37 protein-coding genes are annotated in these 26243 nt (G+C 52.8%); 36 read left to right on the plus strand and 1 reads right to left on the minus strand.

The window, feature by feature from the left end; all coding sequences use genetic code 11:
• From QVF11_RS26545 to QVF11_RS26680, 29 genes are all read left to right on the plus strand, one after another.
• The coding region (locus QVF11_RS26545) for a hypothetical protein (RefSeq protein WP_287860669.1) at positions 1 to 181 on the plus strand (181 nt) is incomplete at its 5' end.
• Positions 182 to 290: 109 nt separating this feature from the next.
• Positions 291 to 488 (plus strand): hypothetical protein, encoded by a 198-nt coding sequence (locus QVF11_RS26550; RefSeq protein ID WP_287860672.1) that lies wholly within the window; start codon positions 291 to 293, stop codon positions 486 to 488.
• A 38-nt stretch (positions 489 to 526) separates the two neighbouring features.
• Entirely contained in the window at positions 527 to 784 is a 258-nt protein-coding gene (locus QVF11_RS26555) for a DNA polymerase III subunit theta (RefSeq protein ID WP_287860674.1), read from the plus strand.
• A gap of 190 nt (positions 785 to 974) precedes the next feature.
• Complete coding sequence (locus tag QVF11_RS26560; protein ID WP_287860676.1) at positions 975 to 1430, plus strand: YbcN family protein; 456 nt, start codon at positions 975 to 977, stop codon at positions 1428 to 1430.
• Positions 1430 to 1600, plus strand: a complete 171-nt coding sequence (locus tag QVF11_RS26565) for a NinE family protein (protein WP_287860678.1) — start codon at positions 1430 to 1432, stop codon at positions 1598 to 1600. The genes QVF11_RS26560 and QVF11_RS26565 overlap by 1 nt, the downstream gene beginning before the upstream one ends.
• Positions 1593 to 2231, plus strand: coding sequence for a recombination protein NinG (locus tag QVF11_RS26570; RefSeq protein WP_287860680.1), 639 nt, complete (start codon positions 1593 to 1595; stop codon positions 2229 to 2231). The genes QVF11_RS26565 and QVF11_RS26570 overlap by 8 nt, the downstream gene beginning before the upstream one ends.
• Positions 2228 to 2368: a YlcG family protein gene (locus QVF11_RS26575; protein WP_287860682.1), complete on the plus strand. Its 141-nt coding sequence runs from the start codon at positions 2228 to 2230 to the stop codon at positions 2366 to 2368. Before QVF11_RS26570 ends, QVF11_RS26575 begins: the two co-directional genes overlap by 4 nt.
• A complete protein-coding gene (locus QVF11_RS26580; protein ID WP_287860684.1) occupies positions 2365 to 3006 on the plus strand; it encodes a hypothetical protein in 642 nt (213 codons plus the stop codon). The genes QVF11_RS26575 and QVF11_RS26580 overlap by 4 nt, the downstream gene beginning before the upstream one ends.
• A gap of 691 nt (positions 3007 to 3697) precedes the next feature.
• Entirely contained in the window at positions 3698 to 4021 is a 324-nt protein-coding gene (locus QVF11_RS26585) for a phage holin, lambda family (RefSeq protein WP_287860686.1), read from the plus strand.
• On the plus strand, positions 4005 to 4481 hold the full coding sequence (locus tag QVF11_RS26590) for a glycoside hydrolase family 24 protein (RefSeq protein ID WP_287860688.1): 477 nt from the start codon (positions 4005 to 4007) through the stop codon (positions 4479 to 4481). Before QVF11_RS26585 ends, QVF11_RS26590 begins: the two co-directional genes overlap by 17 nt.
• Positions 4478 to 4867, plus strand: coding sequence for a DUF2570 domain-containing protein (locus tag QVF11_RS26595; RefSeq protein ID WP_287860690.1), 390 nt, complete (start codon positions 4478 to 4480; stop codon positions 4865 to 4867). Before QVF11_RS26590 ends, QVF11_RS26595 begins: the two co-directional genes overlap by 4 nt.
• Positions 4755 to 5009, plus strand: a complete 255-nt coding sequence (lysC, locus tag QVF11_RS28760; RefSeq protein WP_462661502.1) for an Rz1-like lysis system protein LysC — start codon at positions 4755 to 4757, stop codon at positions 5007 to 5009. The genes QVF11_RS26595 and lysC overlap by 113 nt, the downstream gene beginning before the upstream one ends.
• A gap of 130 nt (positions 5010 to 5139) precedes the next feature.
• Positions 5140 to 5775, plus strand: a complete 636-nt coding sequence (locus QVF11_RS26600; RefSeq protein WP_287860691.1) for a putative metallopeptidase — start codon at positions 5140 to 5142, stop codon at positions 5773 to 5775.
• A gap of 32 nt (positions 5776 to 5807) precedes the next feature.
• Entirely contained in the window at positions 5808 to 6257 is a 450-nt protein-coding gene (locus tag QVF11_RS26605; protein ID WP_287860693.1) for a DUF2280 domain-containing protein, read from the plus strand.
• A gap of 9 nt (positions 6258 to 6266) precedes the next feature.
• Positions 6267 to 7751 (plus strand): terminase, encoded by a 1485-nt coding sequence (locus QVF11_RS26610; RefSeq protein ID WP_287860694.1) that lies wholly within the window; start codon positions 6267 to 6269, stop codon positions 7749 to 7751.
• 11 nt (positions 7752 to 7762) lie between these two features.
• On the plus strand, positions 7763 to 9214 hold the full coding sequence (locus QVF11_RS26615; RefSeq protein WP_287860696.1) for a DUF1073 domain-containing protein: 1452 nt from the start codon (positions 7763 to 7765) through the stop codon (positions 9212 to 9214).
• Positions 9150 to 10142, plus strand: coding sequence for a phage minor head protein (locus tag QVF11_RS26620; RefSeq protein ID WP_462661504.1), 993 nt, complete (start codon positions 9150 to 9152; stop codon positions 10140 to 10142). The genes QVF11_RS26615 and QVF11_RS26620 overlap by 65 nt, the downstream gene beginning before the upstream one ends.
• 17 nt (positions 10143 to 10159) lie before the next feature.
• A complete protein-coding gene (locus QVF11_RS26625) occupies positions 10160 to 11554 on the plus strand; it encodes a DUF2213 domain-containing protein (protein WP_287860698.1) in 1395 nt (464 codons plus the stop codon).
• On the plus strand, positions 11554 to 11988 hold the full coding sequence (locus tag QVF11_RS26630) for a hypothetical protein (protein WP_287860700.1): 435 nt from the start codon (positions 11554 to 11556) through the stop codon (positions 11986 to 11988). Before QVF11_RS26625 ends, QVF11_RS26630 begins: the two co-directional genes overlap by 1 nt.
• 12 nt (positions 11989 to 12000) lie before the next feature.
• Positions 12001 to 13032, plus strand: coding sequence for a major capsid protein (locus QVF11_RS26635; RefSeq protein ID WP_287860702.1), 1032 nt, complete (start codon positions 12001 to 12003; stop codon positions 13030 to 13032).
• A gap of 39 nt (positions 13033 to 13071) precedes the next feature.
• On the plus strand, positions 13072 to 13359 hold the full coding sequence (locus QVF11_RS26640; protein WP_287860704.1) for a hypothetical protein: 288 nt from the start codon (positions 13072 to 13074) through the stop codon (positions 13357 to 13359).
• A 2-nt stretch (positions 13360 to 13361) separates the two neighbouring features.
• Positions 13362 to 13742: a DUF7370 family protein gene (locus QVF11_RS26645; protein ID WP_287860706.1), complete on the plus strand. Its 381-nt coding sequence runs from the start codon at positions 13362 to 13364 to the stop codon at positions 13740 to 13742.
• 172 nt (positions 13743 to 13914) lie between these two features.
• Positions 13915 to 14280 (plus strand): hypothetical protein, encoded by a 366-nt coding sequence (locus QVF11_RS26650; protein ID WP_287860708.1) that lies wholly within the window; start codon positions 13915 to 13917, stop codon positions 14278 to 14280.
• 2 nt (positions 14281 to 14282) lie between these two features.
• Positions 14283 to 14651 (plus strand): HK97 gp10 family phage protein, encoded by a 369-nt coding sequence (locus QVF11_RS26655; RefSeq protein WP_287860710.1) that lies wholly within the window; start codon positions 14283 to 14285, stop codon positions 14649 to 14651.
• Positions 14648 to 15031 carry a phage tail termination protein gene (locus QVF11_RS26660; RefSeq protein WP_287860712.1) on the plus strand — a complete coding sequence of 128 codons (384 nt, stop codon included), beginning with the start codon at positions 14648 to 14650 and terminating at the stop codon, positions 15029 to 15031. Before QVF11_RS26655 ends, QVF11_RS26660 begins: the two co-directional genes overlap by 4 nt.
• 2 nt (positions 15032 to 15033) lie before the next feature.
• Positions 15034 to 15255, plus strand: coding sequence for a hypothetical protein (locus QVF11_RS26665; protein WP_049594423.1), 222 nt, complete (start codon positions 15034 to 15036; stop codon positions 15253 to 15255).
• A gap of 59 nt (positions 15256 to 15314) precedes the next feature.
• Complete coding sequence (locus QVF11_RS26670; protein ID WP_287860715.1) at positions 15315 to 16079, plus strand: immunoglobulin domain-containing protein; 765 nt, start codon at positions 15315 to 15317, stop codon at positions 16077 to 16079.
• Between the two features lie 60 nt (positions 16080 to 16139).
• Positions 16140 to 16832, plus strand: a complete 693-nt coding sequence (locus QVF11_RS26675) for a DUF6246 family protein (protein ID WP_287860717.1) — start codon at positions 16140 to 16142, stop codon at positions 16830 to 16832.
• A 235-nt stretch (positions 16833 to 17067) separates the two neighbouring features.
• On the plus strand, positions 17068 to 17580 hold the full coding sequence (locus QVF11_RS26680; protein WP_287860719.1) for a KilA-N domain-containing protein: 513 nt from the start codon (positions 17068 to 17070) through the stop codon (positions 17578 to 17580).
• A gap of 362 nt (positions 17581 to 17942) precedes the next feature.
• Here the strand turns inward: QVF11_RS26680 and QVF11_RS26685 are convergent, their stop codons facing one another.
• Positions 17943 to 18329 (minus strand): hypothetical protein, encoded by a 387-nt coding sequence (locus tag QVF11_RS26685; RefSeq protein ID WP_287860721.1) that lies wholly within the window; start codon positions 18327 to 18329, stop codon positions 17943 to 17945.
• A 497-nt stretch (positions 18330 to 18826) separates the two neighbouring features.
• Between QVF11_RS26685 and QVF11_RS26690 the strand changes: the two genes are divergently transcribed.
• The 7 genes from QVF11_RS26690 to QVF11_RS26720 are packed head-to-tail and all read left to right on the plus strand — an operon-like array spanning position 18827 to position 26218.
• Positions 18827 to 19168: a hypothetical protein gene (locus tag QVF11_RS26690; RefSeq protein ID WP_287860723.1), complete on the plus strand. Its 342-nt coding sequence runs from the start codon at positions 18827 to 18829 to the stop codon at positions 19166 to 19168.
• Between the two features lie 51 nt (positions 19169 to 19219).
• On the plus strand, positions 19220 to 19615 hold the full coding sequence (locus QVF11_RS26695) for a hypothetical protein (RefSeq protein WP_287860725.1): 396 nt from the start codon (positions 19220 to 19222) through the stop codon (positions 19613 to 19615).
• A gap of 56 nt (positions 19616 to 19671) precedes the next feature.
• Positions 19672 to 22368 carry a tape measure protein gene (locus QVF11_RS26700; RefSeq protein WP_287860727.1) on the plus strand — a complete coding sequence of 899 codons (2697 nt, stop codon included), beginning with the start codon at positions 19672 to 19674 and terminating at the stop codon, positions 22366 to 22368.
• Positions 22369 to 22409: 41 nt separating this feature from the next.
• Complete coding sequence (locus QVF11_RS26705) at positions 22410 to 22886, plus strand: hypothetical protein (RefSeq protein WP_287860729.1); 477 nt, start codon at positions 22410 to 22412, stop codon at positions 22884 to 22886.
• Positions 22886 to 23356 (plus strand): hypothetical protein, encoded by a 471-nt coding sequence (locus QVF11_RS26710; RefSeq protein WP_287860731.1) that lies wholly within the window; start codon positions 22886 to 22888, stop codon positions 23354 to 23356. The genes QVF11_RS26705 and QVF11_RS26710 overlap by 1 nt, the downstream gene beginning before the upstream one ends.
• On the plus strand, positions 23353 to 23748 hold the full coding sequence (locus QVF11_RS26715) for an NlpC/P60 family protein (protein ID WP_287860733.1): 396 nt from the start codon (positions 23353 to 23355) through the stop codon (positions 23746 to 23748). The genes QVF11_RS26710 and QVF11_RS26715 overlap by 4 nt, the downstream gene beginning before the upstream one ends.
• A complete protein-coding gene (locus QVF11_RS26720; RefSeq protein WP_287860735.1) occupies positions 23735 to 26218 on the plus strand; it encodes a host specificity factor TipJ family phage tail protein in 2484 nt (827 codons plus the stop codon). Before QVF11_RS26715 ends, QVF11_RS26720 begins: the two co-directional genes overlap by 14 nt.
• Positions 26219 to 26243: the final 25 nt, after the last annotated feature.

A 26243-nucleotide genomic window follows, 5' to 3' on the forward strand; every position in this document is an offset into this window, starting at 1 on the left:
CATCATGGACGCCAACCCACTGGATGCCGCTGCCAGCCGCCCCGCAGGAGGTGAAGTGATGTCCAAGTGCAACGCTCTGCTTTATGCCATGGTGGTTGGCTTCGGCCTGGCTGCAGGTGTCCGGGTTTATATTGCCTGGGAATCATTAATCAATCTGGCGTGGGGTGCTATCAGTGCCTAAATCCCCCGCAGAACGCAAAGCCGCGCAGGAGGGAATGAGTTGTTTGGCTGGAAATGTGCGCATGGTAATGTGTTTCCTCTTATCCTCACCTGCTTAAGGGGGCGTAAAAGTGCTGTATACCGTGACGTTTAATGAGACTGGACGACAGGAAGATATTGAACTTGGCGATGATGTCAGGACAGGTGATTTGTTGTCATTAACGCTCGATGGAGTGAAAGATGACTACACGGTTACGACCGTAGGTGGGCCGATTATTGGCGATGTCTGTGTGCCATCAGTCATCCGGGTAAAAAAATATCAGAAATAATAATGTATAATCCCCTCCACACCAGAGGGGATTTTTTTATGTCGAAGTGGAACATTGCAGCCAAACCGAAGGAAGAACAGGACAAGGTTAACGTTGACCTTGCCGCTTCTGGCGTCGCCTACAAAGAGCGCATGAACATGCCGGTAGTGGCTGAAGTGGTCGCTAGAGAACAGCCTGAGCATCTCCGCGAATACTTCATGGAGCGTGTCCGCTACTATCGCGAACAAAGCATCCAGTTGCCGCGGGCATCCGATCCTCGTTACATCGAGATGGCCAGCCTGAACGAGAAAAAATAGCCTATGCTCGTTTTGCAATTTGGGATTTAGCCCGTCATAATTCTGATGTCAGCCTGAACAACTGACAACTTGCTTCCGGCGCCAAGTGGGGACACATGGCGCACAAAACCTCAAAGCAATACCAATCACCGATGGCGAAAGTCACCGGCGATTTCCTGCATTCTGCGTTTAGCCTCTTTGGAGGTGAAGCGTGAACTTCCCTCAAGAAGGAATCAAGCTGCATAACGGCAACTTTGCAGCCATAGGACAACACCTGCAGCCATTCCTTGCCAATGGCGACACCTACCGACTAATCCTCAAACCCTGGCGTGAAAAGCGCAGCCTTTCCCAGAACTCGCTGAGCCACATGTGGTACGCGGAGATTAGCGAATACCTCGTTAAATCCGGGCGCACCGACGCGACACCAAAATGGGTAAAACGCAACCTTAAGAAGACCTATCTGGGGTCTGTCGAAGTGACTTACACCGATTTTGTGACTGGTGAAAAGACCACCACATGGGAGCCCATTCATACCTCCGATCTGGATACCGGAGAAATGCACATTTTCCTCTGCAAGGTAGAGGCGTGGTGCGCTCAGTTTGGGTTAGCCCTGACAATTCCTAACGGCTGCGAGTATCAGCAACTCCAGCAGAAGCAGGAGTCGTGATGAGCTGCCTTCTCGCGAAAGTCATTGAGCGCGGCATCTTCCGCGTTCCCGCACGCCGCAAGCGCAAGGTCGAAGTGAAACCTTCTGATATCCCGACACTGAAAGACTATACCGCCCGCCTGGTCGATAAGAAGTGGCTCTGCCTGAGGGCAAGGAGGCCACATGCGTAAACCAGCACGCCGTAAATGCGCCCACTGCCGCGAGTGGTTCCATCCGGCCCGGGAAGGGCAGGTGGTATGCAGTTTTGAGTGCGCCAGCGCGATCGGCAAAGAACAGACCGCAAAAGCCCGAGAAGTCGCAAAGCAGAAGGCGTTGCAGCGCCAGCGCGAAGCTGAGAAAGAAGGCCGACAGCGCCGAAAAGCCAAGCGTGAGTCATTCAAAACAAAGGCTCAGTGGGATAAAGAGGCTCAGTCCGCTTTCAACCGGTACATCCGGATCCGTGATGATGGAAAGCCGTGCGTCAGCTGTGGCAATCCACTCATCGGCAAGAGCAACTACCTCACCGGCAGCGCCATTGACGCCAGCCACTACCGTTCCCGCGGCGCGGCGTCGCACCTTAAATTCAATGTGTTCAACGTCCACTCCGCCTGCACCCGCTGCAACCGGCAGTTGAGTGGCAACGCCGTTGAATACCGCATTCACCTGATCGAACGCATTGGGCTGGACCTCGTAGAGCGCCTTGAGGCTAATAACGAGCCGCGCCGGTTCGACATTCCCTACCTGCAGCGCATCAAATCCATATTCACCCGCAAAGCCCGCGCGCTGGAAAAACGCCGCGCCCGCCGTCAGGAGGCAGCATGAGCCATGACGTTATCGAATGCATCCGCGACCGCTGGAAAAAGCTCCGTCTCTTGCGTGGTCGCGGCACCGTGCTGGTTGACTACCGCATATTGAGAAATTTCGTTCGCATCTATCAGACCCTGGGAGAGACAGTATGAAAAAAGAAAACGAAAAAGTCTGGTCTGAATTAGCCAGAGTTCCTCGGCGATCATTTTTAGGTAAGCATCGTCGGCTTACTCCATCTCAAAATCGCTGGGTTAGATCCCTTCTTAATCACTGGGGCTCTGTATTTGGGGGAAGTGGAACTGAACACCTTTCAGGTGGTGGCGGGATGTGGTCAATGATAATAACCGGGTGGACTGGGGAGCAGCAGGAAAAAATCACTGATGTTCTCGCCAGGCTTCGCAAGATGGGTTACGAAGGTGCAAACCTCATAGTCATGGCAAAAGCGCTTCTATGGCCTAAAAAATCACTATCTGACATCATCAGTAATGCAATTGATCAGGATGAAGCTGACTTTATGGAGGCAATAATCCTTAAAGCGTTTCCAAAAGAGACGATGATTTACACCATTGGTAAAAACTACTACAAAAGCCGGCAGCCAATGGTTGATATGGCCAGATGGATGCAATATCACTACGCGCCATTTCTTACCGAAAAGCAGTGTATCGATAGGGTGAGGTGGTGCGTTGAGTTGTTTAACTCTGCTGTCTATTTCACACTTTGTGCAGAACTTAGCATCGAAAATGAGGTTAACGTGAAAAAAGACTTGAAAATAAGTTTTGAAACTGCATAATTCATGTATGCTCGGACGTCAAAGGCGAAAGAGCGAGGTGAAAACAAATTGGTCGGCAAGCCATCAGTAAAAAGCAGTAAGACAGCGGCAGTCTTTAAAAGCAACGTGACGGCTCGAAAGTGAGCAAAAATCCAAGCCCGAGGTTAACGCCTTGGGCTTTTTCGTTTCTGGAGGGTAGAGAAATGATGAAATAAAGCGGTCAGACCGTCTATTCAAGCCACAGTCATGATGCGGCCCCGAGTCTCCGAGTAGAGAGCCAGACGCAGGTCCGAACTGCGGCATACCGCTGGTTAGGGTTAATGAGGAAATGGGTATGCCGGCAAAGCAGCACGAATGCCAAACGTGCACCGGTTATAAGCGGCGATGATGCGACAGGGACTCAAGGGCATGGGCGCGGACCACTGCGAGAGTGTGGTTGTGCAATCCGGTCAGGGCTCTTGAGTGAATGCGTTCTGCACGACACGTTGAAGCTCATACGCGAGAGTCCTGACTCGATTATCGAATCCCGGCAACTGGGAAATCAGGCCACAGAGCCAACGCCTTACCCTCATTGTCAGCCATTGCGCTGACTTTTTTATTTTCAGGCCCGCGGGAAAACTCATCGATACGCTTCGTTGTTAAATCCAGCCTGACGGGCCTGACCCTTTTCAAACACACATAGCGCCAACCGGAAATACCGGAGGTGAGAGATATGCGTATGCCCTACAAACAAGATTTCATCGCCGCTCTGCTGGCAGCTAAGGAGCAGGGCATCGGCGCAATGCTGGCGTTCATCATGGCGTACCTTCGTGGGCGCTATAACGGTGGCGCTATGGCAAAGACCCTTATTGACGCGCTGATGTGCGCAATGATTGCCTGGTTCGTTCGTGACCTGCTCGACTTTACTGGACTAAGCAGCAACCTCGCTTACATCGCCAGCGTCTTCATCGGTTATATCGGTACGGACTCGATCGGTAATTTGATTAAGAAAATTGCTGCCAGAAGAGCAGGGGGTGGTGATGCAGGAACTCAATAAGCAGCGTAAAGCATTCCTGGACATGCTCGCCTGGTCTGAAGGTACAGACAAGGCCGGTCAGCCGACAAAGAATCGTGGCTATGATGTGATTGTTGGTGGTTCGTTGTTCAGCAATTACGCCGACCATCCCCGCAAACTGATCACATTAAACCCTAAACTAAAATCCACGGCCGCCGGGCGGTATCAACTGCTTGCCAGATGGTGGGATGCGTACCGGAAACAGCTTGGGCTGAAAGACTTCTCTCCAGCCTCACAGGACCAGGTGGCACTGCAGCAAATAAAAGAACGTGGCGCGCTGCCGCTTATCGACAGCGGGCAGATTCGCCAGGCTATCGACCGCTGCAGCAATATTTGGGCATCATTGCCCGGCGCTGGCTATGGCCAGTTTGAGCATAAGGCAGATAACCTGATCTCAAAATTTAAAGCCGCTGGCGGCGTTGTCGCAGATATACAACCATGAGCCGATTAACCGCCATTATCAGCGCAGTTGTTATCTGCCTGATTGTGTGCCTTGGCTGGCTGGCGATGCATTATCACAACGCCGCCAATCAGCAGGAAACTCGAGCTGAAACAGCAGAGCAACAGGCAACCAGCGCGCAGGCAATCACCTCAAACGTCCTGACCACCATGACCATATTCAACTCCATCGTTGAGGCCAATCAGCATGCAAAAGAGCAGATCGCACTGGACGCATCGGGAGCCGCGTCAGATATCAAAGTGGCTGTTGCGAATGATGATTGCGCTCCCCGTGATATTCCTGCTGGCGCAGTTAAGCGGCTGCAACAATTCGCGGACAGTTTACGTCAAAGTGCCGGTGGTCCCGTTACCGTCCGGCCTGACGACTGACACCCCGCAACCGAAAATCCCTGACAACCTGACGTGGGGCCAGAGCCTGGATTTAAACGTCAGTCTGCTATCAGCGCTTGGACAGTGCAACCGGGATAAGGCCGATATCAGGCAAGCTGAGAAGCAACGAGTCTCGCAGTAGAGCTGTTATTTATAAAATTCTGCAAATGGTGTCTGCAAAGCGCCATTGACAGAGTTTTATGAAAGTTTCATGCACTACCGGTTAAATAATTTCCCGGTGAGTATTCGAGCAACCCAGAGGAATGTTCTGTATGGCTGATTTTGAAGACCGCAGACCATACCCTCCCGTCAACTTCACTGGCGAAAACTGGCTGCCGTATACCCGGCTGATCCCTGCTACCGAAATCGGAGAATGGGTAAATCAGAACATCCTCTCCGAAGACGGACGAATCCATAACCCTGACCATACGCACTTGCTCGATGCTGATGTAGCGTTTATGTGGGCCTCTGGCTCATTTGCCAAAAGCGGGCGCATTGTGCTGGGTCAGTGTGAACAGGTAATGATGCGCGCTGGCGGCTGGCAGAAAGCCAGAATGGAACAGCAGATGCATGAATGTTTCGGTCGCATACCGAAGTTCATCATCACCCTGGCGGCCGACTACTGCGAACAATGCAACGACGTCGAATTCTGCGCACTGGTTGAGCATGAGCTCTACCACATAGCCCAGGCTACCGACGAATTCGGCGCGCCGAAGTTCAACAAAGAGACCGGAATGCCGGTGCTGAAGCTTCGCGGCCATGATGTCGAAGAGTTCGTTGGGGTGGTCCGGCGTTACGGTGCCAGCAAAGACGTGCAGGAAATGGTGGATGCGGCGAACAGACCGGCGGAGGTTGCTCATATCGATGTTGCCAGGGCGTGCGGGACGTGCATGCTGAAGCTGGCGTGATTTTCTTGACTGATTATGACAGGCGGTAAGTGATGGCAGCATTAAAAGGTGAAGTTAAAGCTTTTATCGTTCAATCGCTTGCATGCTATGACACACCATCTCAAGTGGTCGATGCTGTCAAAAAAGAATTTGGTATAACCATCACGCGCCAGCAGGTGGAATCACACGACCCAACAAAAGCGAACGGCAAAGGGCTTGCCCAGAAATGGGTTGATATGTTCAACGAAGCGCGAGAGCGATTTCAGAAAGAGATAAGTGACATTCCGATAGCGAATAAAGCCTATCGACTGCGCGCTTTGAATCGTATGGCCACCAATACCGAAACCATGCGCAACTACGGATTAACGGCACAGTTGATGGAGCAAGCAGCAAAGGAAGTAGGGGATGCCTACACCAACAAACATAAAGTAGAGCATTCAGGTGGTGTCGCGGTGAGTTCGGTTGCATCGGTCATGGACGAGATAGGAGACGAAGACCTGTAAGGAGTCGCTGTGTTAACTGAAAAGCAGAAAGCGCTCCTGAAGAACAGGTTCTGGCGTCTCAATCACCTGTACAAAATCAAAGATAAAAACGGGAAGTGCGTAACGTTCAAAATGACTCCGGAGCAACTGGAGTATTTCGACGGCATGCATGACCGCAACGTAATACTCAAGGCTCGCCAGCTCGGCTTCACCACTGAGGTTTGCATCATTCAGCTGGATCTCGCGATCTTCCATAGAAAAGAATGCGCCCTGATCGCTCACTCCCTCCCGGATGCCGAAAGGCTATTCCGCAACAAAACACAGTTTGCCTATCAGCGGATGACCGACGATATCAAGCTGGCTAATCCTCTCGTGAAAGAGACGACCAGCGAATATGTCTTCGCGAAAGGTGGGAGCGTAACGGTATCGACCTCGTTTCGAGGCGGCACACTGTACAGCCTGCATGTCTCGGAGTTCGGGAAGATTTGCGCTAAGTATCCAGAGAAGGCTAAGGAGATAGTTACCGGAGCCTTCGAAGCCGTGCCTCTTGGGGGTGTAATTACTCTGGAGAGTACGGCAGAGGGGCGGGCTGGTTATTTCTATGACTACTGCAGCGAAGCCGAGAAGGCGTTGCTCCAGGGTAAAGAGCTGTCCAACCTCGACTGGAAGTTTTTTTTCTTTTCGTGGTGGAAGAATCCTCAATACGCGATCGACCCCGTAGAGCCTCTACCGCAGCGTCTGGTTGATTACTTCGCTGAGATGGAGGCGAAACACGGCGTTATCGTCAACGATCGCCAGAAGGCCTGGTACTTCGCCAAAGAGAAAACTCTTGGCGATGACATGAAGCGCGAATACCCGACCATTCCGGCCGAGGCGTTCCAGCAGTCTGTCGAGGGCGCGTACTACGCCAAGCAGTTCCGCTGGCTCTATACCAATAAGCGGATCGGACAACTTCCCGATAACTCACACCTCCCGGTTCATACGTTCTGGGATATCGGCGTGGGCGACTCTACGGCTATCTGGTTCGTCCGCGAGGTTGGCGAAGAGTTCCACGTCATCGATTACTACGAAAATTCCGGCGAGGGCCTCCGGCACTACATGAAGGTGCTGAAAGACCGCGGCTATGAGTACGGCGAGCACTGGGGACCGCACGATATCGAAAACCGCGAGTTTGCCGCTGATGCGAAGTCCCGCAAAGAGCTGGCGCGCGAGGGATACGAAATCGACGGGCAGATGTACTCGATGACATTCAACGTTGTACCAAAAACAAGCATTGATACCGGCATTGAGTCCGTACGTGAAATTCTTCCTCGTTGCGTATTTGATGATGAGAAATGTGCTGAAGGCATATCCCACCTCGAAGGCTACCGCAAGGAGTGGGACGACAAACGCGGCTGCTGGAAAGATAAACCTCTTCATGACTTCACATCGCACGGCGCGGACGGTTTCCGCTACTTCGCCGTGGCTAAGAACAACAATATCGTACATCAAGGCATGTTGGTGCGTTCGCGCTGACGGAGGACATCGTGACCGAAAGTGAAATGAAACAACAGCGCGCCAGTAACTCCGGCATCGAACGGGAGCGCAATAAAAACCTGTCGATGCTATTTAACGGAACCAGCAACACGAAGCGGCAGCGGCTCTACCAGGAGTTCGGATATCCGCAGCACCTGGCGTTTGATGACTTCTATCGGGCGTATCGGCGTAACGCGGTGGCTGGCGCTGCTGTAACTCGAATGGTCGACGGCTGCTGGGAGGACTTCCCGGAGGTTTACGAAGGCGATCAGACGAAGGACGCATCGAAGCAGACTCCGTGGGATAAGCGCGTTAACAAGCTGCTTAAGCGCTGCTGGGAACAGATTAAAGGCGCCGATCGCCGCAACCTTGTTGGCCGGTACTCTGCAATCCTGATTCAGATTAAGGACAACAAGCCGTGGAATGAGTCCGTGGACTCAGTGGCGGTTGGTCGACTGGAGGAAAAGGCACTCGTTAAGCTTATTCCTGTATGGGAAGCTCAGTTAGACCCGACAGCATGGGACGACGACCCGAATAGCGAGTCGTTCGGGGAAGTGACGATGTACTCGTTCACCGAATTGCCAGTCGATGGAAACTTAGACGCTCGACCTGGTCGGATCATCAATGTGCATCCGGATCGGGTAATCATCCTGGCTGAAGGCTCTGATGATGGCGTAATGACGTCCGGGAAGTCGCTGCTTGAGGCCGGCTTCAATAAGCTGCTGGATATCGAGAAAGTGAGCGGCGGGGCATCTGAGGGCTTCCTGAAGAACGCCAGCCGCCAGCTGAACTACTCATTTAGCGAAAAGACGAATTTCTCGGCGCTGGCAAAAGCCCTAGGTGTCGCTGAGAACCAACTCGCCGAAGCACTGGATCAGCAAGTTCGTCGGCTTAACGACAGCACCGACAGTGCCAGCTTTATGCAGGCCGGTACCGCCGAGGTGTTGAGTGTTGCCGCGGCTGACCCCGAGCCTACATGGCGAACAGCGTTGTGCGAGTTTTGCGCTACCGTGCCGATCCCGGTCAAAGAGCTGATTGGCATGCAGACTGGCGAACGTGCCAGCACTGAGGATGCCAAAGGGTGGGCCAAAACAAGAATGAGTCGCCGTAAAGGCTTTCTTACTGACGTGATCACGGATGTTGTCTCGCGCTTCTGGATGCTGGGTATTATCCCTCCCTCGCAGGGAGAAGAAATCACCGTGGGTTGGTCTGATCTGCTGGCGCCGAGCCAGGCAGAGAAGATTGCCAACATGGACAAGCTCGCCGACGTGGCGGTGAAATCGACGAATGCCTTTGGCCGTTCTGCTATCACTGAGAACGAAATTCGCGCTGCTGGCGAACTGCAACCGCTACCTGAGCTTGATGATGAGGATCTGCCAGATGGCAACAAACCAAAACCTGATCCTCTGGCCGACCCTCAGTCAGAAGCCGAAAAGCCCGGTGATACCACGGTCGAAAGTTGACCCAACAATGTCACGTAAGTCCGTCAGCAAGATGGAGCGCGACATTGAGGATCGGTATTACGCGATAAAGGTGGCGCTGAAAGCCCTGTTCGACCAGCGCCTGACCGGGCGAGAGATTGAGGTTAACAGCCACAACTGGCATTTTCTGAGCCACGTTAACGGCGAAGACCCGACGCTTTACCAGGTGAGTGCTGGTCGGTTTATCTACGATATGACGCCGCAGGAGTTGGCGGACCTGCTGAACATCGTTCAAACCATACTGGATGATTACCTGCTGGAAGGTGGCGAGCAAAACCTTTGGGCGATGGACTATGTCACCAAGGAGGCGCAGCGCGGCACACTGGAAGCCTTCAATAACCTGTCACAGCAGTCCCAGTTTTACGCTAGCCAAACGACTCTCGCGCAGTTACTGAGCAGCCCGGCATACCAGAACCAAATAGCGGCCGCGTACATCAGCACCTACAGCGACTGGAAGCTGGAGAGTGATCGGGCACGCGGTGACCTGGCGAACATCATCGCGGATGCCGTTGGCCGGGGAGTGAATCCTCGCGAAACGGCTCAGGTGATAAGCAAGCGTCTCGATGTCTCAATGAGCCGCGCCAAGAACATGGCGCAGACCGAACAGGTCGGTGCGCTGAGGCAGGCGCAATGGAACGAAACGGACTGGGCGGCGGATCGGCTTGGGCTGAAAACCGGCTTACTGTGGTTATCAGCGCTCAAACCGACCACGCGCAGTTGGCACGCCAGCCGTCACGGCAAGGTTTACACCACCGAGCAGGTGCGGGACTTCTACGCCGAGAATGGCAACCGCTACAACTGCTATTGCAGCCAGATTCCGGTCCTGCTCAACGACGACGGCAGCATATTCAACAAAGGGCTGGCTGAGAAGCTGGCGAAAGAACGTGAACAGTGGCCCAAAGCGGCCTGAATAACTGAGGACGCAGCGTGAAGCTATCCAGCATCCACGTTAAATCCTTGGCAATTAACGCCTCCAACATTTCAACGACAACCATCAACGGTCAGGAACACTACGTCATTCGTGGTGCGGTTCCCATCGTCGACAACATTGTCATGAATGGTGGGCTTTATCCTGCCGAGGAGATTAACAACAGCTACCAGACGATGGAAGGCAAGCTGATGCCTCTGCCGCATCCGATGGTAGATGGCAAGTACGTCAGCGCCAATGACCCGCGGGCCATTAACAGCTATCACGTCGGGGCGTGGGCGCAGAACGTCAGCAAGTCAGGCGATCAGGTCGTCATGGACGTCTATATCAATAAGGCTGTCGCCGAGACAAAGTCGGACGGTAAACGCCTGATTAACCGTCTCGACGAGATGATCGCCGGGACTAACGTCGACCCCATCCACCTCTCTACTGGGTTACTCACCAACAAAGAGAAGAAGTCAGGTGAGTCGAAGGGCAAGAAGCATTCGTGGATCGCCCGCAATATGAAGTTTGACCACATCGCCATCCTGCTCGATGAGCCGGGTGCCGGCACTCCAGAAGAGGGCGTCGGCATGTTCGTCAACGCAGACGGGCAGGAGGGTGAAGTCGAAACCGCCAGCCTCGTCGAAGCCGCTAATAACATGAAGGACAACTGGTGGGACAGGGTTAAATTTTTCATCAGCAACGCTTCCGAAATGTCATTCGACGATATCTACCAGGCGCTGCGGATGTCCATCAAGCAGGACGACAAAAAATGGCGGTATGTCGTCAGCGTCTGGCCTGACCATTTCGTTTACGAAGAAGACGGCGATAACACCAAGTCGAAGCTCTTCGATCAGAAGTACCTCATCACTGACAAGGTCGTGACGCTCGTCGGAGACCCTGTCGAAGTCGTGCGCAAACCAACTGAGTACGAAGTCAAAACCAACGGAGAAATAAACCCGATGAAAGAGAAGATGATCGCCGCGCTTAATGCCGCCGGCGTAAAAACCGAGGGGCTGACCGACGATCAGGTCTGGGATGCCTACAACCAGCAGGCTCAGAAGAAATCGGGAGGCGGTGACCCGGGCCAGCCCCAGATTAATTCTGACGCGATTACCGCGGCAGTGAATCTGGCAATTAAGCCACTCACCGATGAGATCGGCACGCTGAAAACTCAGTTGCAGGCCAACGCTGAGAAAGACCTAAAAACCAAGCGTGATGCGGTTAAAACAAAATTCCCGTTCATGACAGAAGCGGCGATCAACTCACTGGCCGGCGAAGCACTGAACGACATGTATGCGCAGTGCCAGAGCAGCACCGGTCTGAATCCATCATTCCAGCAGGTCAATGCTGAAGATGACCAGTGGAAAGACTACGACCTTAATGCTGGCATCGATCAGGAGGAAAAATAATGGCTAACGTCATCTATCGCGGGCCGGTCGAACGCGAACCGGAAACCATAAACCTGCCGGTTGTGGCAGCGTCTAACCCTGGTATCGCGGTCAAGATTACCTCCGGAAAACTGGCCGTGGCTACCGACACCACCGGTCGCTGGTTCATTCTTGGCAATCGTCGCTTCATCGGCCAGGCAATCACCACTGCATACGCAGCGAACGAAACCGGCGTGGCTTACCGCGTAGAAGGCGAACAGGAATATAACGTTCGCCTGGCTGCAGCTGCCTACACCGTAGGCCAGGAACTTACCGTCGGTGCCGGCGGTGTGTTCAAAGCGGCCGCAACTGGTAATCAGGTCGTCGCAACGTTCGACGAAAAAGCAGGGCGCACTCTGGCGGCGGAAGGCTTTGCCGACGTGGTGATCCTCTCCACTCCGTACGCCAAGGCATAAGGAAAAATACGAATGTTAAAGTTCACCAAACAACAGCAGGCGCTGATCCTTAACGCTCGCCGCCGCTGGGATATGATGCAGCGCAACATGGCTGCGCAGCATGGCTTTGCGGTCAACGACGCAAATGGCCAGTTCATCGCCTTCGATGAGCTCGTTGGTAACGCATCGGTGCTGCCGAAAGACGTCTGGGGCGAATGGGACCGTTCGGCTATCACCGTCCAGCGTGATGTGCTGGCGGTGTTTAATGACCTGGCTTCCAGCGTCTCCCGCCCGATGGCGCTGGGTAAGATCGTCCATTACTTCATGACCCTGTCCGACTCCGGTGATGTGAATATCAGCCTGGATGGTCGCGGCAAGGCGAAGGGCGATCAGCCGGTAATGGATTACGAAGGTACGCCGCTGCCGATCATCGACAGTGAGCTGACATTCGGCTGGCGCCAGATGCTGGCAGCTCAGACTGAAGGTTATTCGCTGGATAGCGACGCCATTTCCAACCATCAGCGCAAAGTCGCTGAGAAGCTGGAAGACATGGTGCTGAACGGCGATCCGAATATCAACGTTGGGGGCGCGACCATTTATGGTCTGCGTACAGCTCCTAACCGCGGAACCGGCACTCACGGCCTGACCCTGAACGGTGCCAGCGGCGCGCAGTGGGTCGCAGCTATCTCCAACCTGATTAACCTGCTGCATAACGAAAACTTCTATGCGCCGGTGACGATCTACCTGAACTACAAAGACTGGTTCTACGCGTCGGTTAACGACTATGCCGCTAACTATCCGAAGACCATCCTGTCCCGCATCATGGAAATTCCTGGTGTGGCCGCTCTGGTTCCGGCCTCCAAGGTTCCGACAGACGAGCTGCTGGGTGTGGTTAAGCGCCCGGACGTAGTGCAAATCCTCAACGGTATGCCGATGACCATGCGTCCTAAGGCGCGCCTGAACCCTGAAGACGATTACGTCTTCTCTGTGCTGGCTGCCGCTGCGCCGCAGTTCAAACACGATGCAAACGGCCAGGCGGGCTACGTCCAGCTGACCAAAGCATAATCAATGGGGCTTCGGCCCCATCTTTTTTACGGAGGCCGCATGGCTGGTAAAGAACAACAATGGCTGCTCACCCATGACAGTCACGAACTGAAAAAGGGTGATGTCTATAAAGGCGAAACTCTTCCGCTCTGGCTTGCAGGTAAAGCCATTCCGGTTGGTGACCAGGTTCTGGAGGTAGCGACACCTGCCGACCTGCAAAAGCTGCAGGCTGACCTCGACGAGGCCAATGGCAAGGTAGCGTCACTGGCTGAAGCCAACGCCAAGCTGCAGGCTGACCTCGACGAGGCTCAGAAGCAACTGGCTGATCTGCAGAAGAAGGCGAAATAATCATGGCTGACCCAATCACAGCGGCAGACGTGCAGGCGTTCCTCGGTGAGTTGGGTTATGCCATTCCCGGCGCGCTGCTCGATCCGATTCTCTGCGTGGTCAATAAAATTATCCCGTGTCTCGATGGCGCGGGATACGACGAATGCAGTGCAAAGATCATCCTGATGTATGCCGCTGCGCTCATGGCGACGTCATCCGGTGCCCGGCGAATAAAATCGCAGGGGGCGCCATCAGGAGCGTCCCGCTCGTTTGAATATGGCGACGACAGCATCACCTGGCTGCGCGACTCACTGGCTCAGCTGGATACCAGCGGCTGTACCGGCGAGCTGCCGATCAGCGCTGGTAACAGCGTTGGCCTGTTTATGGTCGTTGGTGGCTGCTAATGGTCTGGATTTCAGTACAGCAGCGGCTACCGCGGACGTTTACGAGGGTGTGGGTCATGACCGATACCGGCGAGCAAACCACGGCGTATGTGAAAAGCGACGGTGAGTGGTTCATCAACTGCGAGCGCATCCGGGCTACAGGCGCAATCGTGCTGCGATGGAGGGAATAACCTTGAGCTCGACAGCTTCATGGTCATACAACAAGCCATGCACGCTCTGGAAAAGGATTCGAGATGCTGATGGTAGTGATACTGATGGCGGCGGCCAGCCGTATGGTTTCCAGCCACCAATAAATATCATGTGTGACTACATTGGCGGTCTTTCGTCAAAACTCAGCGAGCTGGGGCAGGGGATTGTAGTTAAAAACACCTTCTTCACCGCTTACGCTGATGCCGAGAAGGGCGATTACATCCTTATCGGAACCAGCATGGATGCCAACCCCTACAACACCAAAGCGGACGAAATAAGGGCATTCACACAGTGGAACGATACCCTTAATGGCGTTGAAGATGACTGGGCCATTATTACGGGGGACTGATTATGGGCGCTAAAGTTCGTGGCATCCGCCAGGCTAAGGTCAACCTCGACCGCATCATTAAAGATGTTCAGGGGCGCAAAGTTGTGCGCGCGTTGCAGTCGGCGATGCTTATCGGCAGCGCGCAGGCATCACTATACACTCCGATCGACACGTCGACGCTCATCAATAGCCAGTTCCGGGAAATCACCGCTAACGGCGTGCGAGTGACTGGGCGCGTTGGCTACACGGCTAACTATGCGGTGTTTGTTCATGACCCTGAAGTGAAGCAAAACTTCCGGCGCGCATCGGCGAGAAAAGAGTTCTTAACGAAGGGCTTCGAGGATACCCGCAGCCAGATTGATGCGGCGGTTAAAAAGGAGCTTTCGCTATGACACCTGCGATGTACATGCGCCTGAAGGACCTGTTTGTGGCTGAAGGATTAACGGTTGGCTTTAAGGTGCAATGGCGGCAATGGCGCGACACAGGCAAAGACGCCGATCAGTTCATCGTGTTCCGGCCGTCCGGCGGTACCAATATCGAGTACGACCGCGGCGGCGACTGGTATGTGATGGTCGACGTCATTTCTTCGAAAGCGAATCCTGATGCTGCGGACGCCGCGGTAAATGCCATCGTCGAGTATATCAGCGCGCAATCCGGCGCCGATGATTGCGTCGGCGCGCTGCGGCTTGTCGGCAATGTCCCGGCTGCTATACCAACTGAAGAGGGCCGGTTAGTAACCCGGCTGCTCGTCTCCTGCACATACGGGGAGTAAGTATGATTTATCCCTTTGATGCGTCCTATGCTCAGGAAGTGCTGAGAAAACATTATCAGTATGCGGATGTCCTCGCTAATCCCCGCGAAAGTCTTGCTGCAAAGACGGCTGGGCTCATTGCTCACGACGGACACCTCTCGAAATGGGATGGCGATAAAAGCACGTCAGAAATTCGCCGGGAGTTGTCGAGAAACATCGAAGATATTGAAACCAGGGCGGCATAAACCGCCAGAATCACCCATCAGGCTGCCATCAGGCGGCCTTTTTTATTTGAGAGGTACACATGCAAGGCTGTGCTAATGATACCGGCAAGCTGATTGGTAAGGTGGCCGTGCTACGCATGGCTTTTGGCTGTGCTGATACCGTTCCGGCCCTTTCCGAATGGAAACGTCTGGGCGCGCTGACCACGAAGGGCTTTGACTACTCCATGAATACCGTCACCTCTGAGGCCGACGATACGAAAGGTCTGGTTGAGAACCTGGTTAACAACATGGATTTCACCATTTCCGGTGAAGGTGAATTCCGTAAGCAGGATAAAACTACGGAAGTCGGCGCCATCGCTATCTCGAAATATATTTTCGATGAAGTGCAGGCTGGCCGGCAGCCGACGGTCTGGGTCCGCTTCGACTTTGTTGGTGAAGATGCCGGGACCTACATCATGGGGTATTTCAACACCACCTCATGGTCTGGTGATTTCGGCACGTCCGATATTTCCACCTTCTCCGGTGAGTGGAAAGTTGCCGACGCGGACACCGTCGTGTTTGAGGTGGCTGGCCCGGCGCTGGCATTCACCACGAACCTGACGGCGACCAAATCCGTTGCGACCGGCTCCGCTCTTAACATGCCGGTTGTGGTGGAAGGCGGTACGTCTCCATACACCTATGTGTGGAAAAAAGACGGCGCCGTCGTCAGCGGGCAAACCACGGCGACCTTCAACAAAGCCAGCGCCGTGTCTGGTGACGCCGGGGTTTACACCTGTGAAGTCACCGACTCCGCAGCGACGCCAGTCAAAATCACCTCGGTGGCGTGCACAGTCACGATCAGCTAACCACATCGTGAATAGTACAAAGGGCGTTGAGGCGCCCTTGATACTGTTTATGGAGCTACTATGACCCCCATTAAAGAATTAGGCGAATGCCTTATCGGTACCGATGACCGGGAATTCTTTTTCCGGCCGTCATTCAGGGCTATGGCGCGCATCGGCGAGCCTGCTGAAATCGTCCAGACGTTCTATGACCTGTGCAACGATGAGGCGACGCCATTAGTGCAGCGCGCAGCAGAGGCTTATATCCACAACGAGTACAGCCGGCTTCCTGATTGCGTGCTGCGATACATTCAGAGCAGACTCCTGTCACGCAAAGCAATCATGGCCGCGCATACGGTACTGACAGCATGTTGCGACGACGATATCGGCGATCTGGTTGGCTGGATGAAGCCGGCTAAATCACGGAAGCGCGGCTTTGTCTGGCGACCGGGCAGCATGCCTCCGGAGAATATGGTCATTGTCGCGCAAAACCTGATGATGCACGGCATCATCGGCAAAGCGAAAGTGCGCAAGCTGCAGCGTTACGAAACGAACGAGACAACCGTAGAATTCCGCGCAGCCGACTACATCATGGCGGCCCGCAACCATTTCGGCATAAGCCGGGAAGAGGCCGAGAATCTCACGATGACAGAGTTCGCCATGATGATCAACGCCAAATACCCGAACCAGAAAGGCTTCACCAGGGAAGAGTACGATACGGTCATGGACGAAGACGATCGCCGGTGGCAGGCGATGATGGCTAAGCAGAACTCATGACAAACCCCAGGAAGAATTAACCCCGTCACTAACCGAATATCAGCCTCGCAAACGCGGGGCTTTTTTACATCTGTCAGTTCGTGAATGGCTATTGCAGCGTCACTTCTATCGCGCCTCGCACGCGCATTTAACACAGAACCTTTCAGGATGACCCTTGAGGATGCCGGCGGCTGTCGGTGCCTTCTGTGGGCCGGTTTCCTGTGCGACAAGGTTCATCACTAAAAGGTAAACCGATATGAAATATCCTACCGTGTCAGTAAATGGCGTGTCCGTTCGTGTAGACGACGAGGGGCGCTTCAACCTTAACGATCTTCATGCAGCGGCTGTGGCGGAAGGCAAAGCCAACGAATCACAGCGACCCGGTGAATTCCTTAAAACAAAGCAAGTAAGACGGTTTGTGCAGGCCCTGAGCGATGCGAAGAAAATCGCATCGGTATTAACCATCAAAGGTGGACCACTCCAGGGGTCATGGGGTCTCGAATTAATTGCCATCCGTTATGCTGCGTGGCTTAACCCATTATTCGAGATAAAGGTATACGAGACATTCCAGATGCTGATCCGTAATGGCATTGATGCTATGTCCCGCCTGAACAAAATAGACCATATCATCAACACCGAAACCAAAGCGATTAGCCAGTGCGCCAGCCAGATGGCTAAATGGGGCGTTGGCGGCCGCAAGCAGCTACTGCATGCTGCGCGCGACCGGGCCGCTGATGAAGTTCAGTTGTATTTGCCGGGTATCGCATAAATTTGGAATAGCCCACTCCAATGGGCTTTAATCTGGAGATGGATCATGTACCTTCATATCACATTAAATTCAGGTCGAACGATGCACGGCGGCATGACTCAGTCCACAATCGAGGTTGTAGAAGCTTCCTACGGGGTAAGGTCTGGTCGCCATGAGGGTGAACAACCAGCGATATCATGGCGGACGCCACACTGGAAACCATCGCATCATAGCGATATAGAAGGCTTCATCTTCCTTGACGAATCAGACGTTGCAATCCTCAAATCGAATGACGGTAAAGTGCTTCATGAGTGGCACGGTGCTAAAAGATCAGCGGCAAAATAGCCCACTCGGGTGGGCATTTCGCTAAAAGTAATTGTTTATTAAATCCAGTGAAATCCTTTAGCCATAAGGCCTGCGAGACCCAAAGCTACAGCAATTAAGGAGCCAAATAGAAGCCTGAAATCTGTTCTTGAATCTCTACGAAGTTCTTTAACATCGTTTCCAAGTTCTTTCATTGCTCCATTAATGTGCCCCACTTCGCTTTCCAGTCTTGATAGTTTGGATTCCATGTTGCCGATACCTCCTCCTGGGGGAGATGAACTATTTGATGATCCGGATAACACATATGTGCTTCTGGCAATAGAATATTGTGGGAGACTATTAATTATAGACTTTCCCGTGGGAGGGCTATCAGATGAGGACGAAAATTTGTGCTGTTGCTCAGCTACAAATTGCTGATTTTGCGGCATGCCATCCTGCATATCCATTCTCCGCTATTTCTTATTTCTGTCTTCATGCTGCTGGAAAATGAATGTGGCAAGTTCGAGAGCCATGGCCTCAGTCATGCGGATTGTTGCAATGTTGTATTTTACTGGAACAGTAGCATTGCTTCCATCTGCTGGCCATTCAGTCACATACTTGAAAAACGAAAACGAGGATGTAAAACCTAACTTTTCATCCCCAAACGATGAGTATCCGAAAGAATCGCAATACTAATCAACACAATTATTTGATTTTTTTATTAAATTTGCATTCTCTGTCATCACTGTTTCATCCTTTAAAACTGAATATAGAACCAAGCGTTCACTATCATTAAGCTAGTGACTACTTGGCTGAATTCTAAATCGTAGTTACCAGCCAAGAACGTAGTGGTTCAGCTTAACCTACTAACGTAGTGTCGAACATCCTGATAAACGATCAGGTGGTTTTGTCGTTCCCCCGCATCCCTGCTAATCTGTTGAAAACTAACAGCGGGGATGGGGATATGATAGAAGAAGAGTGGCTCGAAGGGCTTCGAGGGTTGCCTGATGATGTGATTCTAAAGATCCACTTTGACCTTCAAGAGAAAATAAAGAAGCACTATAAACTGCGCGATACAGGCAAGAACCTCGATAAGGCAATCCATTATTGCCAACAGCAAATAGCTCTTGCTCCCCTTGCTATGTCTGCCTTAAAGAAAAACCCAGCCATGCACCATGATGGTAAGTTCTTTGCGCCTGCGCATCATGGATACAGGCAATACGCGACTATCCTCAAGAAGCAGAAGGACACAGCCGGCCTAGATGCTCTCCTTAAAAAGAAAAAGGTGGAAGGATGGGCAGACTAAGGGGGGTAGGTTTGCTACGATTTTCATACTTTTACTTATGGGGATAGGGATATGAAGCGGATAGCGGCAATAGCATTGCTCTCTCTGGCACTAACTGGTTGCTATAAGTCAGCGCCATCCGATCAAGAAGCAATCGACATAGCAAAAAAGGAAGTGTCGATGGCCATATGCGGTGATAAATCTGTTAGCTGCGTAGATTTTAGCGAGGCGAAAGCTCACATTAGCGAACGTAGAAGTGACGACACCAACCAAGTTACAGTCACCTTCAAAAACATAACGGCCAAGAGTGGCGCATCAGAGAATATAAACGTAGATGCTGGGATGGTGGTCTACGATTTCGACGCTAAAACTGGTGATACGTATATTAAAGAACTTTCACTTTGGTCTGAAGATGGAAATCACTCTATAGAGCTATGTGGACATAATTATACGTTCTGTAGGAAGTAAACAATAATTCTGAAAACCTCGCTCCGGCGGGGTTTTTTATTGCCTGGAGAAATCCAATGTCCGAAAAAGTGGGAGAGATCTACTACGAAGTTGATTTAGAAACTGCAAAGCTAATTGCCGGTAGCAGAAAAGCAGCGGATGTACTCGATGCCATGGGCAAAGACGCTCGTAATGCCAGTTCTGGAATTGACAAATTAGATAGTTCAGGAAGAAAGGCATCAGGGACTATGGGCGTGCTGAAATCCGCTCTTTCTGGGGTGGCCAGTGCAATTTCCGTGGCGCTAATCATTGATTATGGGAAGGCATTTTTAACCGTCGCTGATAACGTAACACAACTTCAGGCAAGGATTTCCCGTCTTTCCGCTGGCACCGCTGAAGCTAAAGCCACTTTTTCTGCTCTGGCCATGATTGCTTCGAACACAGGAGCAAGCCTGCAGGATACGCAAAACCTGTGGGAAAAATTAACATCATCTCTAAAGGCGACTGGAGCCACCAATAGTCAGATTCTTTTCCTGACCGATACTCTTCAAAAAATTGGCCGGGTTGGAGGGAGTTCTGCTGAAGAGATGGCTGGGGCATTACGGCAGTTTGGCCAGTCAATCGATGGTGGGATAGTTCGCGCCGAGGAATTCAACTCCATTGTGGAAAGTATGCCTGAACTGGCGCGGCAAATTGCTGCAGGTATGGGCGTATCAATGGGACAGCTCCGGCAGGAAATGCTTGCTGGTAAAGTAACTGCAGAGGCGGCACTCAATGCGATAGCTAAGCAGTCCGGGGTAGTAAACCAAGAGTTTAATAAGCTCCCAAGAACGCTTGAGCAAGCCAACAACAGCCTTACCGTATCACTCTCTCTGCTTGTCGATAAAATGAATGAAGCCACCGGCGCAAGCAAAACGATGGTTGGCATTATCGATTCCGTAAGTGCAGCGATTGACCGCTTAAGTGGTCGCGCCGTGACCGCTGCACAGAAAATTGCGGATCTAACCTCCACAGGTGAAATGTACAGCAAACGTGCTCGCACCTGGGCATGGCTTGGGTTGGATGGGTGGTCTCAACAAAACACGGCTTTGGCTGCCCTCAGCACGAAAGCTGCGACATTAGTTGGTGACCTTGATGCTGTTGGGAAGGCTTCAGAGAATGCAGCAAACGTAGGTAAAGGTTTTTCTGGGGGCGCCTCATCAAATCCAAAACAAGATAATTTGGTCAAAGTTTCAGAGCGCCGGCTAGCTCTCGCTAAACAAGAGGGGGAAGCAAGGGCGCGACTTCAAGCTCAATATGATGCGGCTGATGCAGGGATAACTGATCAGAAACGCATTAAAGCGCTTCAGGATGAATATGCCGAAACATATCGCGTAACCGAGGCCAGAAAGGAAAGCAATAAGGTCGGGAAGCAGTCAGAATCTCAGTCTGAATCTATCGCGCAGAAATTAGCTAACCTGAAACAACAATCTGAGTTGGCTGCTGACTCTACTCAGGAGTTGAGCAGAGAGCAGTCCATTTTGACAGCTCAGCTTTCCCTCGGTAAGGGAGCCACTCAGGAGCAGATCGCGCTTGCCGGCCAGTATGCGGCCAAAAAGTGGGATACAGCTAACGCCATCAGGGCTCAGGCTGCGGCTGAAAAACTGCTGCCAGAAACCAGAGAAAATGCATCTTACACGCAGGATGTAAAAGACTTACAGACTGCACTGGCCGCAAAAAAAATAACCCAGCAGCAGTACGATAAAACCAGTGAACAACTGGAGGCTCAGCACCAGGTCAATCTCGCTAAAATCCGGTCGCAACAGGCTGTGACGCCACAACAGCAGGCCGCTGGTGATGTTGATCCAGTCCAGAACCTGGCAAACCAGCACACCCAGCAGCTTGCATTAATCCAGCAATATGAGCAGCAAGGTGTTATCGCTCATAATCAGGCATTGCTGCTAAAAAATGCGGCTGATATGCAATATGAAAAGGCCAGAACTGATGCGCAGTGGGCGCTGTTCACGCAGCAGAGCGTTGGCTATGAGGCGCTCGGCGCTGCGGTTGATGCATTTGGTAGCCAGGCATCCAATGCATTAACTGGCATTATTACCGGCAGTATGTCGGCCTCTGATGCGCTCCGCTCAATCGGCAACACCATCCTCAATGACGTTATCAACACGTTCGTGCAGATGGGGATACAGCAGGCAAAATCCGCAATTATGGGTGCGACAGCTCAGAATGCGGCGATCGCCACAACAACAGCGGCGCAAGTTGGGTCACTTGCCACAACGACGGCAGCAAGCACAGCATCAGCTGCAACAACCACAGTTGCATGGACCCCAGCGGCTTTGGTTGCATCCATCGGTTCTTTCGGCGGTGCTGCGGTGATTGGTCTGGGGGCCCTGATCGCTGCTCTGGCCGTTGGGTCGTCTCTGGCTGGTAAGCGTAAAAACGGCGGCCCGGTATCAGCCGGCTCGATGTACCAGGTAGGTGAGGGCGGGATGCCTGAAATCTACAAGGCCAGTAATGGCAGCCAGTACATGATCCCCGGCGACAACGGCTCCGTCATCAGCAACAAGGATTTGCGCGGTTCTGGCGGGGGTGGAGCTCTGCAGGTGACCAATAACGTCTACAACTACGCCAGCGGCGTGCAGGTAGATACTCGCAGCACTCAGAACGGTAGCGAGTTGCTGATTGAGACGTTTGTTACTGACCTGCAGAGCGGAGGCCCAATGTCCGGACAGATGGAATCGACCTACGGCCTCCGCCGCCAGGCATCAGGCGACTACTAAACCAACCCGCTTCGGCGGGTTTTTTAATGCCCGGAGGAAACGTGGCAACAGTTTCATACCCGGTTAACCTGCCGCTTCCTCAGCGTGCAGACCAGAACATGACGCAGGATACGGCGTGGCAGACAACGACGCCGGCGGTCGGCCCCGTCATCTTCACGCCGCTAACAACCGACCTGAAATCGACCTGGTCGCTGCAGTGGAAATTCACGTTGCAGCAGGCGGAGCGGTTTAAGTCGTGGCTGCGCTCGCCAACCTATTGCGACCGCGGTCGTAACTGGTTCCAGATGTCGATCGACCTTGGCGATATGCAGGGCGTGCAGCTGCAGACGCTGCACTTCGTAAGCATGCCGGTGCAGACCAGCAAAAACGGGAACATCGTCACCTGGACGGCCAGCGTCATTTGCAACGGTATCGAGGATATCACCGAAGACTACGACGACTGGATAGTCGAGGCGCCAGAAAATTACGGCTACTGGCTGGATTATCTGGTGACCTCCGTCATGCCGAGGGCTGACTAATGCCGACATTGAGAGAGTGGAAAGAGCGCCGACCGGCCAGCGATATCAAACAGACCATTGAGTTTTATCACCCGGCATTCGGCTACTACCGGGTCGTCAATAAACTGTTTCGTGAGTCATCTTTCGGGGGTAATCAGTACCAGCCAGCGGCTTTCAGCATTACCGAGCCAACACAGGACGGTTCGGCGATTATCGCAATGGGTATTACGTTTCTCCAGGGGGCAGAAGAAGTCCGTAGCACGCTGAAGAGTTGGAAAGGGGCCGCACGCATGACGCCGATAACCTGCAAATACCAGCAGTGGAATGCGATCGGTGATGATGTGCCGCTCAAGACCTGGTCGCTGTTCGTGAAAGATGTTGGCGCCGACGGTAGCAACGTAACGGTTAACTCCGGCAAGACTAATCCGCTGACGCTGGCCAACCCCATCATTTACACCACGAAAGATTATCCTGGGCTGATTACCGTATGACACAGAGCGAATTTATCGGGCTTGTTAACGGCAAGCCCTGGGCTAACCGCGCGTGCTCGTTTGACGAAATGGATTGCTGGGGGCTGGCGGTGCTGTATTACCGGCACGTGCTTGGCCTTGAGTTGCATCACATCGCCGGGTACGAGGCGGGGGAGAACTTCATTACCTGCTACGAAGAAGAGGCGAGCCACTGGCGCAAGGTTCCGGTGCCAGTGTCTGGATGCCTGGCTGTTTTCTATTACGGCAACCAACCAGCACATGTCGGTGTGATGGTTAACGCATCGAAGTGTCTGCACTCCCGTGGCGAATTCGGTTTCGTGCGAACAGATAGTGCGGTCATTCTTCAGAAAATCTATAACAAAGTGGAGTATCTGGTGCATGGTTCGATATGAGCTTCAGCGCCTGCCTGGCGCGCCGAAACAGCACGGTACAACGGAGCCGGGAACGCCTCTGATAGCCTTGCTTGATAAGCTGAAATTGCACAATAACGTGGTGGTGAAGCTTAACGGCAGGGAGTTAGACGACGATTTCGACCTGTCCTGGCCGCTACGTTCCGGGGATACGGTGTCGGTATTCGATCAGCCGGAGGGTGGCGGTCTGATAGGGACACTACTCAACCCTATTGAGCACCTCAACCCGATCCGCTTCACCAAGAAAGTGCTTGGTTCTCTGATGGGCACGCAAAGCGCTGCAACGCCTTCGGTATCCACCGGAGAGTCGCCAAACAACGATTTAACCGGGCAGACTAACCGGGCGCGGCTGTACAAAGGGCGTCCGAATGTTTACGGGCAGTGCCGCGTGTTTCCTGACCTGATTCAGGAGGCGCTTTTTGAGTTCGTCGACAACAACAAATACATCACCGAATGGTTCGAAGTGGGTTATGGGAAATACACAATTTCCTCTGTGCGCTACTCAGAATCGAACCTTGGCAGCCTGACTGGTGCCAGTTATCAGGTATTCGACCCGGGTGTGACGATCGGGACCATCGATGTCGGGTATCAGTTTGATGACGTAGATAACGAAGAGGTGCCTGGTCTGAACGAGAGTGAGGATTTCCCGGCCCAGACCGCGACGACTACAGTGCCGACGGCGATAGTGATTGAGAGCAACCAACTCAAGGCAACGGTGCTCTCTAACGATGATAACTTCACGTACTTCGCCGCGCTGGCAGTTCCGCATCCGGTGACGTTTGTTATCAACGCAACCTGGAACATCGGCGGCAGTGCGGTAACCCGCAATGTCACAGGTAGCGGAAACATCGTTTCTTCTGAGAGTTTCATCGGTGAAGATACGCTGTCCTATACGGTGTTTTATCTCGCCGATATGACCGGGGAGATCACCACGCTCCCGGCTGATGCAACCATCAACCTGACGCTGTTCACCCTGAACGACCAGACGCCACTTGTGATAGGCCCGTCAGTTTCACCGCTTGAATCATCTCAGGTGTGGGTGCATGTAATGGTGCAGCTCGGCGCAACGGCTGGTACGTCACGCTATCGGATCCGGTTCTGGAAGGTCGACGACAGCAACAACCAGATACCGGGGACTTCTGAGCAGTACGATTATTTCTTCGATAACGATTTTCAGGTGACTACGCGATATTTTCGTACCTCGCACAAATACACACCGGCCGCAGGATCCGGGCGATACGCCGTGACGATTGAGCGCCTGGATAACAGTAACGACGGTAATGTCGTGACGCTGATGGCGATCCATGCGGTGAATGTGCGTGAAAACGTGGTTTACCCTGACGACACTATCGCTAAAGTCACCATAAAAGGGCCAAATAACAGCAACAGCAATCGCGAACAGAAGTACAATATGCTGGCTCAGCGGCATACCATCAGCTACGACCGGGAAACCGGTGCGATTGATTATACCCTTCGCCCGAGTCGCTCGTTTGCTGATGCAGCTCTGCATGAATGGATTGTTATCGGTAAGCAGGACGTGTCGAGCATTGACGTCGCTACGCTTTACGCTATTGCTGACTCGATAACAGCCCCTGAATTGGGATATTTCGATTACACCTTCTCGGATGAAAAACTCTCACTCGGCGAGCGGATCAGCACTATCTGCAATGTCGCCCGCGTCGCCGGAAACAATATCGGCGATGTGCTGACATTCTGGCGTGATGAGAAAGTCGATAACCCTGATGCAGTTTACGCTCGCTCAAACATGTTCTGGGATGAGTATAAGGTTTCCTGGCAGATGTCTTTGCCAGGCGGTTATGACGGCGTCACGGTTGATTATGTCGACCCGCTCACCAATAAAAAGTCGTACATCTACCTGCAGATTGATGAGAACGGAATCACTGAAGCAGAAGATGCGACGATTAACGCCAGCCAGTTGAGTCTGGACGGGTGCAGAAACAGAGCGCAGGCAGAGGACAGGGCGTGGCTGGAAGCGCGTCGTATTCTCTACTCTCGCCTGAGCATGACAGTGAAAGTCCTGGATTCGACGCAGGTTGTGCGTGGCACGGTTGTTCAGTGCCCGGATATGTACGACAACGCCCAGCAGAACGGTTATATCACAGGTCGCACCGACGATGAATTCTCCACGTCAGAGCGCATCGACTTCTCTATGGGTGAGATGTGGGTGGTGATGACTGACAGCCTCGGTAATTACCGCGGGCGGTGGCGGGCCTATCCGGTAGATGGAAAATCCAAAGCGTTCCAGGCTGCTGCTGACGCATTCGACCTGAATATCTACGACGGAAATTTCGTACAGAACGCCAGCCGATATTTCATTGCAACCGATACAGAACTTAACTCCACTATCTGGCGCGTCGAAACAGCAAAACCCAACGGTGACGACACTCAGACGTTAACTCTCTCTGAATACTCAGACTCGATTTATCCGTAACACACAGCTTTTATAACCAACCTTC

The organism is Klebsiella sp. (genome assembly GCF_027492335.1).
Taxonomy (GTDB): domain Bacteria; phylum Pseudomonadota; class Gammaproteobacteria; order Enterobacterales; family Enterobacteriaceae; genus Klebsiella; species Klebsiella huaxiensis.